This is a genomic window from Pseudomonas jinjuensis (genome assembly GCF_900103845.1).
In the GTDB taxonomy this organism is placed as follows: Bacteria; Pseudomonadota; Gammaproteobacteria; order Pseudomonadales; family Pseudomonadaceae; genus Pseudomonas; species Pseudomonas jinjuensis.
Window position 1 is genome coordinate 78,086 of the sequence record NZ_FNIJ01000023.1, and the last position, 13,344, is coordinate 91,429.

General features: G+C 65.9%; 15 protein-coding genes. 4 read left to right on the top strand and 11 right to left on the bottom strand.

All coding sequences use genetic code 11. From position 1 onward, the window contains the following. Window positions 1–35: 35 nt before the first annotated feature. Together BLR75_RS24780 and BLR75_RS24785 are read right to left on the bottom strand one after the other, a co-directional pair. The gene (locus tag BLR75_RS24780; protein WP_084314882.1) at window positions 36–272 is read right to left on the bottom strand and encodes a TIGR02647 family protein; all 237 of its coding nucleotides are present in this window, start codon (window positions 270–272) and stop codon (window positions 36–38) included. Window positions 273–335: 63 nt separating this feature from the next. Further along, window positions 336–608: a hypothetical protein gene (locus BLR75_RS24785; protein ID WP_084314883.1), complete on the bottom strand. Its 273-nt coding sequence runs from the start codon at window positions 606–608 to the stop codon at window positions 336–338. A gap of 266 nt (window positions 609–874) precedes the next feature. Here BLR75_RS24785 and ppk2 point away from each other — a divergent pair, with 266 nt between their 5' ends. Beyond that, window positions 875–1,750 carry a polyphosphate kinase 2 gene (ppk2, locus tag BLR75_RS24790; protein WP_169720296.1) on the top strand — a complete coding sequence of 292 codons (876 nt, stop codon included), beginning with the start codon at window positions 875–877 and terminating at the stop codon, window positions 1,748–1,750. Between the two features lie 9 nt (window positions 1,751–1,759). Here the strand turns inward: ppk2 and BLR75_RS24795 are convergent, their stop codons facing one another. From BLR75_RS24795 to BLR75_RS24805, 3 genes are all read right to left on the bottom strand, one after another. Further along, window positions 1,760–2,533 carry a hypothetical protein gene (locus BLR75_RS24795; protein ID WP_084314885.1) on the bottom strand — a complete coding sequence of 258 codons (774 nt, stop codon included), beginning with the start codon at window positions 2,531–2,533 and terminating at the stop codon, window positions 1,760–1,762. A 333-nt stretch (window positions 2,534–2,866) separates the two neighbouring features. Further along, window positions 2,867–3,457: a 2-hydroxychromene-2-carboxylate isomerase gene (locus BLR75_RS24800; RefSeq protein WP_084314886.1), complete on the bottom strand. Its 591-nt coding sequence runs from the start codon at window positions 3,455–3,457 to the stop codon at window positions 2,867–2,869. A gap of 86 nt (window positions 3,458–3,543) precedes the next feature. Next, a complete protein-coding gene (locus BLR75_RS24805) occupies window positions 3,544–4,275 on the bottom strand; it encodes an SDR family oxidoreductase (protein ID WP_084314887.1) in 732 nt (243 codons plus the stop codon). An 87-nt stretch (window positions 4,276–4,362) separates the two neighbouring features. Between BLR75_RS24805 and BLR75_RS24810 the strand changes: the two genes are divergently transcribed. Next, complete coding sequence (locus BLR75_RS24810; protein ID WP_084314888.1) at window positions 4,363–4,926, top strand: TetR/AcrR family transcriptional regulator; 564 nt, start codon at window positions 4,363–4,365, stop codon at window positions 4,924–4,926. 165 nt (window positions 4,927–5,091) lie between these two features. Here the strand turns inward: BLR75_RS24810 and BLR75_RS24815 are convergent, their stop codons facing one another. The 6 genes from BLR75_RS24815 to BLR75_RS24840 all read right to left on the bottom strand — a co-directional run bounded on the left by BLR75_RS24815 (window position 5,092) and on the right by BLR75_RS24840 (window position 11,610). Then, a complete protein-coding gene (locus BLR75_RS24815) occupies window positions 5,092–6,081 on the bottom strand; it encodes a sulfate/molybdate ABC transporter ATP-binding protein (RefSeq protein ID WP_084314889.1) in 990 nt (329 codons plus the stop codon). 3 nt (window positions 6,082–6,084) lie between these two features. Next, window positions 6,085–6,957 (bottom strand): sulfate ABC transporter permease subunit CysW, encoded by an 873-nt coding sequence (gene cysW / locus BLR75_RS24820; RefSeq protein ID WP_084314890.1) that lies wholly within the window; start codon window positions 6,955–6,957, stop codon window positions 6,085–6,087. A 10-nt stretch (window positions 6,958–6,967) separates the two neighbouring features. Next, complete coding sequence (cysT, locus tag BLR75_RS24825) at window positions 6,968–7,786, bottom strand: sulfate ABC transporter permease subunit CysT (RefSeq protein WP_084314891.1); 819 nt, start codon at window positions 7,784–7,786, stop codon at window positions 6,968–6,970. Window positions 7,787–7,900: 114 nt separating this feature from the next. Continuing rightward, window positions 7,901–8,911, bottom strand: a complete 1,011-nt coding sequence (locus tag BLR75_RS24830; RefSeq protein WP_084314892.1) for a sulfate ABC transporter substrate-binding protein — start codon at window positions 8,909–8,911, stop codon at window positions 7,901–7,903. Between the two features lie 128 nt (window positions 8,912–9,039). Beyond that, window positions 9,040–9,222 (bottom strand): sulfur starvation response protein OscA, encoded by a 183-nt coding sequence (gene oscA / locus BLR75_RS24835; RefSeq protein ID WP_084314893.1) that lies wholly within the window; start codon window positions 9,220–9,222, stop codon window positions 9,040–9,042. A 114-nt stretch (window positions 9,223–9,336) separates the two neighbouring features. After that, window positions 9,337–11,610, bottom strand: coding sequence for a putative bifunctional diguanylate cyclase/phosphodiesterase (locus BLR75_RS24840; protein ID WP_084314894.1), 2,274 nt, complete (start codon window positions 11,608–11,610; stop codon window positions 9,337–9,339). A gap of 169 nt (window positions 11,611–11,779) precedes the next feature. Between BLR75_RS24840 and desA the strand changes: the two genes are divergently transcribed. Together desA and BLR75_RS24850 are read left to right on the top strand one after the other, a co-directional pair. Beyond that, window positions 11,780–12,958, top strand: a complete 1,179-nt coding sequence (desA, locus tag BLR75_RS24845) for a delta-9 fatty acid desaturase DesA (RefSeq protein ID WP_084314895.1) — start codon at window positions 11,780–11,782, stop codon at window positions 12,956–12,958. A gap of 122 nt (window positions 12,959–13,080) precedes the next feature. Continuing rightward, window positions 13,081–13,344, top strand: a 264-nt coding sequence (locus BLR75_RS24850; protein WP_175469377.1) for a transposase domain-containing protein, incomplete at its 3' end; no start/stop codon positions are given.

Genomic DNA, 13,344 nt, shown 5'->3' on the forward strand with positions numbered 1-13,344 from the left:
CCTCTTTATCGCCCGCGGGCGACGGGGCTTTAGGCTCAGCTGGGGCGGAGGATGCCCAGCAGCACCTGGGCGTGCTCGGCGGCGTCCAGCCCGAGGCTGGTCAGGTAGCCGCCGTCGGGCTTGTCGATCAGCCCCTTGGCATGCAGTCGCCTGGCCGCCTCGACCGCCGAGGGCGAGGCGTCATGGTGCACTTTCAGGCCGGCCTGGCTGTTGTCCAGGTCGAATAACGCGAGAAGTTCGAGTTCCGCAACCAGCTCGTGGGTGATAGCCATGACAACTCCTTGGTGGATGGCAGTGGGTGCAGTTTAGCCACATCGCCGGTACGCCCGGCAAGCTCATTCCTCTTCGGGCAGTTCCGGCAGGGCGCGCAGCGCCTGTTCGTAGCGGACGCCATCGAAGGGCCGGTCGGCGCGCAGCATGGCCTGGATCTCCCAGGCGAGCACCACGGCCATCATGCGCAGGATCTCCTCGCGCTCGTAGCCGACCAGGCTCAGCTTGTTGAACACCGCGCGGGCCGCGGGCGGCGAGTCGCTCTCGATCTGGTTCTCGATGGCCTGGAGCAGGGTTTCCTCGGCGAAGGCCTCGTCGCTGTCGTCTCGTTCGCTCATGGGATTTCTCCGTGGGGATGCGGTTCGCGGCGGAACCGTGGGCGGGGTTGAGGCACATCATCGCCTATTCGCGCCCGCCCGGCAGCGCTTGATGCTCGTCAACCGGCCCGGGAGGCGCGGGCATAGAGTGGGGAAAGGACTCGCGGAATCTAGAGGAGAACGTCATGCCGCAAACCCGACTCGTCGATACGACCGCAGCCGAGGCTGGCGCGCCGGAACTGGTCAGCGCAGCCGGAGAGGAAATCCGCCGCATCAGCGACGGCCCGGTGGCGCGCACGGTGGCGCTGGCGCCGCACGGCAGCAACGAGGATTCCACCTCGGCGAAACTGCCGGACGGCTACCCCTACCGCACGCGCCTGCAGCGCAAGCAGTACGAGAAGCTCAAGGCCGAGCTGCAGGTCGAGCTGCTCAAGGTACAGAACTGGGTCAAGGAGACCGGCCAGCGCATCGTCGTGCTGTTCGAGGGGCGTGACGCGGCGGGCAAGGGCGGCACCATCAAGCGCTTCATGGAGCACCTCAACCCGCGCGGCGCCCGGGTGGTGGCGCTGGAGAAGCCGAGCGACGCGGAACGCGGCCAGTGGTACTTCCAGCGCTACATCCAGCACCTGCCGACCGCCGGGGAAATGGTCTTCTTCGACCGCTCCTGGTACAACCGCGCCGGCGTCGAGCGGGTGATGGGCTTCTGCACGCCGCGCGAGTACCTGGAGTTCATGCAGCAGGCGCCGGAGCTGGAGCGCATGCTGGTGCGCAATGGCATCCAGCTGTTCAAGTACTGGTTCTCGGTGAGCCGCGAGGAACAGCTGCGGCGCTTCGTCTCGCGCCGCGACGACCCGCTCAAGCACTGGAAGCTGTCGCCCATCGACATTCAGTCGCTGGACAAGTGGAGCGACTACACCCAGGCCAAGGAGGCGATGTTCTTCCACACCGACACCGCCGACGCGCCGTGGATCACCATCAAGTCCGACGACAAGAAGCGCGCGCGGATCAACTGCATCCGCCACTTCCTGCACACCCTGGACTACCCGGGCAAGGACCTGCGCGTGGCCTGTCCGCCCGATGCGCTGCTGGTCGGACGAGCCTCGCAGATGGAAAGCGGGGAACAGCCGGGGACCCGCGACGAACCGCTCGCCGTCCCCGCCTGAACCGGGCCGTCAGTGGCCCTGGCTGATCTGCAGCAGCTGCATGGATATGGCGCGGGCATTGCGCGCGACGGTGATCGGTGCCCAGGGCCGGCCGGACAGGGTCACCGGCGAGTTGGTCTTGCTGTCCAGGTCGCTCAGCGCGCTTTGCAGGTATTTCCAGCGGCTCTGCAGCTTCCTCAGCGCAGCGGCGTCCTGGGCGCTGAGCTGCTGTATCTCCTTGTCCACCTGCGGCACCAGCACGCTTTCGTCCTGGCCGTAGTACTTGTCGGGCTGCTCGCGGGCGATTTCCAGGTTGCCGATGTAGGAGCGGCCCAGGTAGAGCATGGAGAGGAATTCGATGCGCGCCGGCAGCTGCCAGGCCGCCAGCTCGCCCTGGGCATCGGCGGCCGGGGCGAAGCGCTCGGACTGCTTGAGGAAGCCCAGCAGGCCATGGGCGAGGTCCTTGGAATAGCGCCACGGCACATCCTCTTCGTTCGGACCGAAGGCGGCGCCCTGGCGCACCAGGCCGACGAGCTTCCGGCTGGCCTGGCGCAGTTCCTCGTCCGCTTGCGGATATGCGTCGACGGCGCGTTGCAGCGCAGCCAGGTCGCCGTTCAGTTGCGCCAGGTGTTCCTCCTGGAAGCCTTCGCCGCGATACAGCAGCAGGCTGCCCACCGACTGGCTGGCATAGACCTGCATGGTCTGCCGTTGCAGTTCATCGGCGGGAATGTCGGCCTGGGCGTACTGGCTGAACAGCGCGAGACAGATCAGGAAGGAGTGCAGCAGGAAAGACTTGCGGATCATGGCGGGAATTTCCCTGTTGTTGTTGTTTTTCGAGCCGCCGGACGCCTGGCCGGAACATACCGCGGGATGCCGGGCATGAGCGATGTGGGAGGGAACCTTCCGGCTGTCCTGGCCGGGCTGGGTCCGCCGATGCCGGGTGGGCATCGGTCCTGCCGCGCGGCTTCCGTTCCACGCGCCTCAGCGGCAATCCTGCCGCTGACATTTCCTACAGACCGAAAAGTTTCCTAGGCCGACGTCCGACAGGCAATGGCGAAGTGCAATGCCGGACGTGGTGCGATGGGGATTTTGTGCGGCAGTCCGCAATCCGCGGGCTGCCGCTGTGCTGTGGCGGGATCAGGCGAGGGCTTCGCGGACGAAATCCAGCCGATCCTGGCCGAAGAACATCTTCTCACCGACGAACATGGTCGGCGCACCGAAGGCGCCACGGCGGACGGCCTCTTCGGTGGCGCTCTTGAGCGCTTCCTTGATTTCCGGCTCGGCGGTCAGCGCGAGCAGTTCCTCGGGATCGAACCCGGCGGCCGCCAGTACCGCGCCCAGTTCCGCCGGATCGCCGAGATTGCGCTGGTCGACCCACATGGCGCGGTAGATCGCCTCCACATAGGCGGCGAAGCGCTCCGGCTGGCGCAGCTGCATGGCTACGGCGCCGCGCATCAGCAGCAGGGTGTTGAGCGGGAAGGCCGGGTTCATCTTCAGCGGCACGCCGTAGCGCGCGGCGAAGCGCTGCATGTCCGCCAGCATGTAGCGGCCCTTGGCCGGTATCTCGACGGGCGAGGCGTTGCCGGTGGCCTGGAAGACGCCGCCGAGCAGGATCGGCCGGTAGACCAGGTTGGCGCCGGTTTCGGCGCAGATTTTCGGCAGCTGGGTGTAGGCCAGGTAGCTGGTGGGGCTGCCGAAGTCGAAGAAGAATTCCACGGTCCTGTTCATTGTCGTTTTCCCGGGTTGTCGGTTTTCGTCGTCCCCACGCTCCCGCGTGGGAATGCATCCCTGGACGCTCCTGCGTCCGCCTGTTCCTACCAGGTCTCCATCCACGGCCGCAGGTCCAGCTCGAAGGTCCAGGCATCGCGCGGCTGGCTGTGCAGGTGCCAGTAGTTCTCGGCGATGTGTTCCGGATCGAGGATGCCCGCCTGCTCCTTCAGCGCGTACTTATCCGGGAAGCTGTCGCGGATGAATTCGGTGTCGATGGCGCCGTCGACGATCACATGGGCCACGTGCACGCCGCGCGGACCGAGCTCCCGCGCCATGCTCTGGGCCAGCGCGCGGATGCCGTGCTTGGCGCCGGCGAAGGCGGCGAAGTTGGCCGCGCCGCGCAGGCCGGCGGTGGCGCCGGTGAAGAGGATGGTGCCGCGCTGGCGGGCGACCATGCGCCGGGCCACCTCGCGGCCGCTGAGGAAGCCGGCGAAGCAGGCCATTTCCCAGATCTTGAAGTATTTGCGCGCGGTTTCGTCGAGGATGCTGCAGGGCACGTTGGCGCCAATGTTGAAGACGAAGGCCTCGATCGGGCCGATGTCGCGCTCGATGGTTTCCACCAGCTCGACGACTTCCTCTTCCTTGCGCGCATCCGAGGCGAAGCCATGGGCCTCGCCGCCCTCGGCACGGATGGCGTCCACCAGCGGCTGCAGCTTGTCCGCCGAACGGCGGGTGACGCAGGCGACGTAGCCTTCGCGGGCGAAGCGCCGGGCGATGGCCCCGCCGGTGGCATCGCCGGCGCCGATCACCAGCACGACTTTCTTCTCGTTGTCCATGGCGCGCTCTCTTGGTTAAACGATCGTTAGGTAAACGAACGTTATGTTATGGTTTCTTCATCCGTCAAGCCGTATCCGGAGAATCCCATGCGCTATTCGGCCAGCCACAAGGAAGACACCCGCCAGCGCCTGCTGCACAGCAGCGGGGCGATCGCCAAGCGCGGCGGTTTCGCCACGGCAGGCGTCGATGGGTTGATGAAGGCGATCGGCCTGACCGGCGGGGCGTTCTACAGCCACTTCTCGTCGAAGGACGAGCTGTTCGCCGCGGTGGTCGCCCATGAGCTGAGCCACAGCGCGCGGATGCTGGCCGGGGAGAAGGGCGAGTTCAGCCGCGACAAGCTGGAGCGCTGCCTGCGGCGCTATCTCGATCTGGCGCACGTGCAGCACCCGGAGAAGGGCTGCGTGCTGCCGAGCCTGGGCGCGGAGATCGCCCGCGCCGACGTCGCCGTGCGCGAGACAGCCGAGCACTGGCTGCTGAAGCTGCAGCGCGCGTGGACGGAGGTGCTGGGCTCGGAGCAGGATGCCTGGGCGCTGCTGACCCAGTGCGTCGGTGCGCTGGTGCTGGCGCGGATGGTCGCCAGCGAGGAGACGCAGAGGGCGATCATCGAGGCGAGCCGGGGGATGCTGGCGGAGGTGTTGGGCAGGGAGTAGGGCGGGGCGATTGGTCGCGGGCATGGCCCGCTCCTATGACCCGTGATCTCCGCGCTACATCCCAGGTTCGCGAGCAAGCTCGCTCCTACGAGGGCCGTCGTTGCCGTGTAGGAGCGAGCTTGCTCGCGAATCCCGGTGTAGGAGCGGGCCATGCCCGCGACCGTGTCAGACGCTCGCCACCTGCTGAAACGCCTTCGGCTTGAAGTAGAGGATTTCCCCGCGCGCCAGGCCGGTGAGGCTGTGGTGGTCTTTCACCACTTCCGCCTCGATCAGTTCTTCCTGGCCCTCGACCTTCAGCGTCACCCGGGTGATGGCGCCGAGCGGGCGGATTTCGCGGACTTCGGCGGCGCGGTGTTCCGCTTCGGCGTGGCGCGACAGCGAGATTTCGTGCGGGCGGAACAGCAGGTGCTCGTCGTCGCCCAGGTGCAGGCGGTTGGAGTCGCCGAGGAAGTGGTAGACGAAGTCGCTGGCCGGATTCTCGTAGACCTCACCGGGCGAGCCGATCTGCTCGATCACGCCCTTGTTCATCACCACGATGCGGTCGGCGACTTCCATCGCCTCTTCCTGGTCGTGGGTGACGAACACCGAGGTCAGGTTGATCTCCTCGTGCAGGCGCGCCAGCCAGCGGCGCAGTTCCTTGCGCACCTTGGCGTCGAGGGCGCCGAAGGGTTCGTCGAGCAGCAGGATCTTCGGCTCCACCGCCAGCGCGCGGGCCAGGGCGATGCGCTGGCGCTGGCCGCCGGAAAGCTGTTCCGGATAACGGTCGGAGAGCCAGTCGAGCTGCACCATGTTGAGCAGTTCGTGGACCTTCTCGGCGATCCGCGCCTCGCTCGGGCGTTCCTTCTTCGGCTTCATGCGCAGGCCGAAGGCGACGTTGTCGAACACCGTCATGTGGCGGAACAGCGCGTAGTGCTGGAACACGAAGCCGACGTTGCGATCGCGCACGTCGTGCTGCGAGACGTCCTCGCCGTGGAACACGATGTTGCCGGCGTCCGGGGTTTCCAGGCCGGCGATGATCCGCAGCAGGGTGGTCTTGCCGCAGCCGGACGGGCCGAGCAGGGCGACCAGTTCGCCGCTTTTGATATCCAGGTTGATGTCGTTGAGCGCCTTGAAGGCATGGAAGTTCTTGCTGACGTTACGGATTTCGATGCTCATTACTCATTCCTCATCAGCATTGGCTTTCAGTCGGGACAGGCGCGACTCGCTCCACTGCTTGAGCAGCAGGATCACCAGCGCCATCAGCAGCAGCAGGCTGGCCACGCTGAAGGCGGCGACGTGGTTGTATTCGTTGTAGAGGATCTCGACGTGCAGCGGCAGGGTGTTGGTGACGCCGCGGATGTGCCCGGAGACCACCGACACCGCGCCGAATTCGCCCATCGCCCGCGCGGTGCACAGCACCACGCCGTAGATCAGGCCCCATTTGATGTTCGGCAGGGTCACGTGCCAGAACATCTGCCAGCCGTTGGCGCCGAGCAGGCGCGCCGCCTCTTCCTCCTGGGTGCCCTGTTCCTGCATCAGCGGGATCAGTTCGCGGGCGACGAAGGGGAAGGTGACGAAGAGGGTCGCCAGGACGATGCCGGGCACGGCGAAGACGATCTGGATGTCATGCTCGTTCAGCCACGGCCCCAGGTAGCCCTGGGCGCCGAACAGCAGCACGTAGATCAGGCCGGCGATCACCGGCGAGACCGAGAACGGCAGGTCGATCAGGGTCACCAGGATGCTCTTGCCGGGGAACTCGAACTTGGTCACGCACCAGGCGGCGGAGACGCCGAACACCAGGTTCAGCGGCACCGAGATGGCCACCGCGATCAGCGTCAGCTTGAGGGCGGCGATGGCGTCCGGTTCGAGGATCGACTCGACGAAGGTGCCCAGGCCGTTCTTCAGCGCCTCGCTGAGCACCACGAACAGCGGCAGCAGCAGGAACAGGGCGAAGGCCAGCCAGGCCAGGCCGATCAGGGCGCGACGGCCCCAGACGTTACCCCGGCGAGCGGCGTTGGCAGCGGCCGCGGCGGAAAGGCTTGCGGTACTCATGGCGCGCTCCTCAAGGCGTTTCGATACGGCGCTGCAGCAGGTTGATCAGCAGCAGCAGGACGAAGGCGACCACCAGCATCAGCACGCCGATGGCGGTGGCGCCGGTGTAGTCGTACTGGTCCAGCTTGACCATGATCAGCAGCGGCAGGATCTCGGTCTTCATCGGCATGTTGCCGGCGATGAAGATCACCGAGCCGTACTCGCCGACGCCGCGGGCGAAGGCCAGGGCGAAGCCGGTCAGCCAGGCGGGCAGCAGCGCCGGCAGCAGCACGTGGCGGAACACCTGCAGCGGCCGGGCGCCGAGGCAGGCGGCGGCTTCCTCGACTTCCCTGGGAATGTCGGCGAGCACCGGCTGCACCGTGCGCACGACGAAGGGCAGGACCACGAAGGTCAGCGCCAGGGTGATGCCGAGCGGGGTGTAGGCGATCTTGAAGCCGAGGTCGGTGGCGAACTGGCCGACCAGGCCGTTGGGCGCGTACAGCGCGGTGAGGGCGATGCCGGCGACCGCGGTGGGCAGGGCGAAGGGCAGGTCGATCATCGCGTCGATGATCTTGCGTCCGGGGAAGGTGTAACGCACCAGCACCCAGGCCAGCAGCGTGCCGATCACGCCGTTGATCAATGCGGCGATCAGTGCGGTGCCGAAGCTGAGCTTCAGTGCGGCGAGCACGCGCGGCGCGGTGATGATGGTCCAGAACTGGTCCCAGGTGAGCTGGGTGGTCTTGAGGAACATGGCCCCCAGCGGAATCAGCACCAACAGGCTGAGATACACCAGGGTGTACCCCAGAGTCAGCCCGAAGCCGGGTATGACCGGGGAAATTCGGCGTGACATTGTCCGTCCTTTCTCTGAGTTGCCGGGGGGCGTATCCCTCCGGGTTCACTTCTCGCCAACAAGCCACCGACCGCTCGATGCGGCCGGTGGCGGGGTTCATCGCACGTCCGGCTTTCAGTGCGCCTGGTAGATCCTGTCGAAGATGCCGCCGTCGTTGAAGAACTTCGGCTGCGCCTCCTTCCAGCCGCCGAAGTCCTTGTCGACGGTCACCAGGTTGAGTTTCGGGAACTGCTGGGCGAACTCCGCAGCGACCTTCTCGTTGCGCGGGCGGTAGAAGTTCTGCGCGGCGATGCGCTGGCCTTCCTCGCTGTACAGGTACTTCAGGTATTCCTCGGCGACCTTGCGGGTGCCTTTCCTGTCGACCACCTTGTCGACTACTGCGACCGGCGGCTCGGCGAGGATGGAGAGCGACGGAACGACGATCTCGAAGTTCTCCCCGCCCTGTTCCTTCTTCGCCAGGAACGCCTCGTTCTCCCAGGCCAGCAGCACGTCGCCGATCTGGTTGTTGACGAAGGTGATGGTCGAGCCGCGGGCGCCAGTGTCGAGAACCGGCACGTGCTTGTACAGGTCCTTGACGTAGGCCTCGGCCTTCTCGTCACTGCCGAACTCCTTCTTCGCCCAGGCCCAGGCGGCGAGGAAGTTCCAGCGCGCGCCGCCGGAGGTCTTCGGGTTCGGCGTGATGACTTCCACGCCTTCCCTGGTCAGGTCGCCCCAGTCCTTGATGCCCTTCGGGTTGCCCTTGCGCACCAGGAACACGATGGTCGAGGTGTAGGGGGTGCTGTTGTCCGGCAGGCGCGCCTGCCAGTCGGCGGGCAGCAGGCCGCCGTGCCTGTTCAGTTCGTCGATGTCGCCGGCCAGGGCCAGGGTCACCACGTCGGCCTTCAGGCCGTCGATCACCGCGCGCGCCTGCTTGCCGGAGCCGCCGTGGGACTGCTGCACGGTGAGGTCGTCGCCACCGGCGGCCTTCCAGTGCTTGGCGAAGGCGGCGTTGTAGGCCTGGTACAGCTCGCGGGTCGGGTCGTAGGAAACGTTGAGCAGTTGCGTCGCGGCGGCGGCCGGACCGGCGGCCAGGGTGGAAATCAGGGCACCGGCCAGGGTGGCCAGGGCGAAACGGCGGATGGACATGGTGCAGCTCCTGGAAAATCGGCTTCTGGTGTTTTTTCGTTGGCTGTTGTCATGGGCGCGCGGGCAGTAGGACTGCGGCGCAAAAACGATCAGGCGATTCTCCGGTGGTCCAGTCGACGCCGTGGGGTTCAGGCCTGCTTGCCGGCAGGCTGCTGGAGACGGAATTTTTCCTTGCGTTCGATCTGCACGACCTGGCCGTTGTCCACGGTGATCTCCACCGCGCCGAAGCGCAGGCCGCGCAGGGCGCTCTGGACTTCGCGGAGAATGGTGGATTCGTCCTGGCCATCGAGGCTGCGGAGGGTGGCGCTCATTGTTCTGCTCCTAGGTGAGGTTGCCAGCGGCAGTGAGCGCATCTTAAGCAGGAAGCTTTTATTCTTAAAAATACTGTTTAAGAATTTTGATATGCGATTTTGTTTTGTCCTGGGTCAGGCGGTCCCGCTGGCGCGGGCCCAGGGCATTTCGCTGGCCGGACGCGGCTTGCCGTACCAGTAGCCCTGCGCCATGTCGCAGGCATGGTCGAGAAGGAAGCTGGCCTGTTCCGGGCGTTCCACGCCCTCGGCAACCACCGTCAGGTTCATGCTGTGCGCCAGGGCGATCACCGCGCAGGCGATCGAGCTGTCCTGGCGGTCGTCCGGCAGGCCGCCGATGAAGCCCTGGTCGATCTTCAGCTTGTGTACCGGCATGCGCTTGAGCCGCATCAGCGAGGAATAGCCGGTGCCGAAGTCGTCGATGGCCAGCCGCACGCCCAGCAGACGCAGCTGGGAGCACAGTTCCAGGGCCTGGTCGACGTTCTGCATCACCGCGCTTTCGGTGACTTCCAGCTCCAGATGACGAGGTGCCAGGCCGCTTTCCTGCAGCGCATGGGCGACCCGCCGTTCCAGGCCGCCGCGGTTGAACAGGCGGCTGGAGACGTTCACCGCGATGAAGTCGAGATCGATGCCCTGGTCGTGCCAGGCGCGCATCTGCCGGCAGGCTTCGCGCAGCACCCAGGCGTCGATGGCGGTGATCAGCCCGCTTTCCTCGGCCACCGGGATGAAGTGGCCGGGCGCGACCAGGCCGAGGCGGGGATGCTGCCAGCGCACCAGGGACTCGACGCCGATCACCTTGCCGCTGCCGAGGTCGTGCACCGGCTGGTAGTAGACGCGCAGTTGGTCGAGGTCCAGCGCCTGGCGCAGGGCGGATTCCACCTGCACGTGGGAGCGGGCGCGGGCGGTCAGCTCCGGCGTATAGAAGGCATACAGGTTGCGCCCGCTGGCCTTGGCCTGGAACAGCGCGGCATCGGCGTGCTGCATGAGGCCGTCGACGTCCCCGGCGTCCTCCGGATAGAGGCTGACGCCGAGGCTGGCGGAAACGTAGATCGTCTGGCCATTGATCTCGAACGGCGCGTGCATGGCCTCCAGCAGGCGCTGGGCGAGGCTGCTGGCGTGGTACTGCTGCTGGCTTTCGAGGATCACGGCGAATTCGTCGGCGCCCAGGCGCGCCAGGGTGTACTGGCCGTCGAGGCAGCCTTGCAGGCGCTCGCCCACGGCCTTGATCAGCTGGTCGCCGACGGTATGGCCGAGGCTGTCGTTGATGTGCTTGAAGTGGTCGAGGTCGAGCAGCAGCAGGGCGCCGCTGCCCTTTTCCCGTTCCGCGCGGCTCAGCGCCTGCTCGATGCGCTCGCGCAGGAGCAGGCGGTTGGGCAGGCCGGTGAGCGGGTCGTGGTGGGCGAGAAAGTCCAGCTCGTGCTGCGAGTGCTTGATGTTGCTGAGGTCGGAGAACACCGCGACGTAATGGGTCAGCTGGCCCTGCTCGTTGCGCACGGCACGGATGTGCTGCCACTGCGGATACACCTCGCCGCTCTTGCGCCGGTTCCAGATCTCGCCGCTCCAGGCGTCGGTGCTCTCCAGGGATTGCCACATCTCGCGGTAGAAGCCGGGGTCCTGACGGCCGGACTTGAGCAGCGACGGGTTCTGCCCGCGCACTTCCTCGGCGCTGTAGCCGGTGATGCGGGTGAAGGACGGGTTGGTATGCACGATGCTGCCGCGCGAGTCGGTCACCAGCAGGCCTTCCTGGGTCGCCTCGAACACCGCCGCGGCCTGGCGCAGATGGTCCTCGTTGCTGCGCTGGTGGGTGATGTCGCGCATGGTGCCGGTCATCCGCACCGGCTTGCCGCCGTTCTCGCAGATCGTCCGGCCGCGCGTGTGGACCCAGCGGTAGCCGCCATCGGAATGCAGCATCCGGTACACGCAGTCGTAGGAAGGGGTCAGCCCGTTCAGATGGTCCTGCTGGATGGCCAGCACCGTGTCGCGGTCCTCCGGATGCAGGCGGGTTTCCCAGAGTTCGAGGTCATCGCTGAGGCGGTCCGGCGGCAGGCCGATCAGCTTCGCGTAGCCCGGGGAGTAGAAGACCTTGTGGCTGCACAGGTCCCAGTCCCAGATGCCGTCCTCCACCGCCTCGAGGGCGCGGTTCAGGCGCTGCTCGCTCTGCCGCATGGCGTCATAGACGCGCTGCTGGCGGCGGAAATGGCGGAGCATGACGAAGTACAGCAGGACCGTGGTGACGCCGATGAAGAGGTACTTCTTGCCGATCATCCACTGCAGGAGTTCGGCGGTGTCGGTCAGTCTGGCCTGCAGCAGATGGTCGCTCACCAGCACCCAGGCAATGGCGAAGACGAGGTAGACGAGGCAGATGCGCAGGGCGCTCAGACGTGGGTTCATTGGGGTGCTGGCGGGGAGATATTCACAAAGGAGTATATAGGACGCCCGGATTTGGCAATTCGTATCAAAAAGACCGGATGGTTTTCGCTGGATTGTCAGTGATAATGCGAACTGACCCATTGCAATACCTCATCTTTTTCGTTCCCTTTTCCGAGGCTCATCTTCATCCATGTGGTACAACGGCTTCCTCGACCTGTCGCCGTGGCAACTGGTGGCGGTCACCCTGATCCTGACCCACGTCACCATCGTCAGCGTCACGGTCTACCTGCACCGCTACTCGGCGCACCGCGCGCTCGAGCTGCATCCCGCGCTGCAGCACTTCTTCCGCTTCTGGCTGTGGCTGACCACCGCCATGAACACCCGCGAGTGGACCGCCATCCACCGCAAGCACCACGCCAAGTGCGAGACCGCCGATGACCCGCACAGCCCGATCTACAAGGGCCTGGGCACGGTCCTGCGCAAGGGCGCGGAACTCTACCAGGAAGAGGCGAAGAATGCCGAGACCCTGCGCATCTACGGCAAGAACTGCCCGGACGACTGGATCGAGCGGAACCTCTATTCGCGCTTCCCGATCGCCGGCGTGACCCTGATGGCGCTCATCGACCTGGCCCTGTTCGGCGCCCTCGGCCTGACCGTGTGGGCGGTGCAGATGATGTGGATTCCGCTGTGGGCCGCCGGCGTCGTCAACGGCCTCGGCCACGCCGTCGGCTACCGCAACTTCGAGTGCCGCGACGCCGCCACCAACCTGGTGCCCTGGGGCATCCTGATCGGCGGCGAAGAGCTGCACAACAACCACCACACCTACCCCAACTCCGCCAAGCTGTCGGTGAGGAAGTGGGAGTTCGACATGGGCTGGGCGTGGATCAAGCTGTTCTGCTTCCTGCGCCTGGCCAGGGTGGCGCGGGTCGCGCCGATCGCCCACCGGGTCGAAGGCAAGGGCAGCCTCGACATGGATACCGCCATGGCGATCCTCAACAACCGCTTCCAGATCATGGCGCAGTACCGCAAGCTGGTGATCGGCCCGCTGGTGAAGCAGGAACTGGCCAAGGCCGACCAGTCGGTCCGCCACCAGTTCCGCCGCGCCAAGCGCCTGCTGTCGCGGGAGACCAGCCTGCTCGAGGAACGCCAGCAGGCGCGCATCCAGGACCTGCTGGCGCAGAGCCAGGCGCTGAAGGTGATCTACGAGAAACGCCTGGCGCTGCAGCAGATCTGGGCCCGGACCAGCTCCAACGGCCACGACATGCTCGCCGCGATCAAGCAGTGGGTGCAGGAGGCGGAGGCCAGCGGCATCCAGTCGCTGCATGATTTCGCCGCCCAGCTGAAGACCTATTCGTTGCGTCCGGCCTGAGATCGCTGCCGTTTCATACCCCAAAGCCCGCCGTTCGGCGTAATGCTGTTCACTTAAGCATTTGAGCCTCAGCGGGGCCTTCCCTGAAAATCCGATGCCAGACTTCTGGCATCGGATTTTTTATGTCTTTCCAACAGCATCTGCTCGACTTGGGCGACCTGTTCAACTTCTCCGATCTGAGCACCTTCACCCAGAACATTCCGGTCGAGTGGGTGGAATCCGCGCTGCACCTTTCCTCGCAGGCCACCATCCGGCGGCGGCGCCTGCCTGCCGATCAGGTGCTCTGGCTGGTACTGGGCATGGCGCTATTCCGCGATGAGCCCGTCCATGAAGTGGCCAGGCGCCTGAATATCTGCGCCCAGGGCCTGGCTTCCGACCACCTGCTG

What these genes read in the sequence shown, in the direction of transcription:
- BLR75_RS24780 (WP_084314882.1), bottom strand. Translation starts at nt 272, where the DNA reads ATGGCTATCACCCACGAGCTGGTTGCGGAACTCGAACTTCTCGCGTTA.
- BLR75_RS24785 (WP_084314883.1), bottom strand. Translation starts at nt 608, where the DNA reads ATGAGCGAACGAGACGACAGCGACGAGGCCTTCGCCGAGGAAACCCTG.
- BLR75_RS24795 (WP_084314885.1), bottom strand. Translation starts at nt 2,533, where the DNA reads ATGATCCGCAAGTCTTTCCTGCTGCACTCCTTCCTGATCTGTCTCGCG.
- BLR75_RS24800 (WP_084314886.1), bottom strand. Translation starts at nt 3,457, where the DNA reads ATGAACAGGACCGTGGAATTCTTCTTCGACTTCGGCAGCCCCACCAGC.
- BLR75_RS24805 (WP_084314887.1), bottom strand. Translation starts at nt 4,275, where the DNA reads ATGGACAACGAGAAGAAAGTCGTGCTGGTGATCGGCGCCGGCGATGCC.
- BLR75_RS24810 (WP_084314888.1), top strand. Translation starts at nt 4,363, where the DNA reads ATGCGCTATTCGGCCAGCCACAAGGAAGACACCCGCCAGCGCCTGCTG.
- BLR75_RS24815 (WP_084314889.1), bottom strand. Translation starts at nt 6,081, where the DNA reads ATGAGCATCGAAATCCGTAACGTCAGCAAGAACTTCCATGCCTTCAAG.
- cysW (WP_084314890.1), bottom strand. Translation starts at nt 6,957, where the DNA reads ATGAGTACCGCAAGCCTTTCCGCCGCGGCCGCTGCCAACGCCGCTCGC.
- cysT (WP_084314891.1), bottom strand. Translation starts at nt 7,786, where the DNA reads ATGTCACGCCGAATTTCCCCGGTCATACCCGGCTTCGGGCTGACTCTG.
- BLR75_RS24830 (WP_084314892.1), bottom strand. Translation starts at nt 8,911, where the DNA reads ATGTCCATCCGCCGTTTCGCCCTGGCCACCCTGGCCGGTGCCCTGATT.
- oscA (WP_084314893.1), bottom strand. Translation starts at nt 9,222, where the DNA reads ATGAGCGCCACCCTCCGCAGCCTCGATGGCCAGGACGAATCCACCATT.
- BLR75_RS24840 (WP_084314894.1), bottom strand. Translation starts at nt 11,610, where the DNA reads ATGAACCCACGTCTGAGCGCCCTGCGCATCTGCCTCGTCTACCTCGTC.
- desA (WP_084314895.1), top strand. Translation starts at nt 11,780, where the DNA reads ATGTGGTACAACGGCTTCCTCGACCTGTCGCCGTGGCAACTGGTGGCG.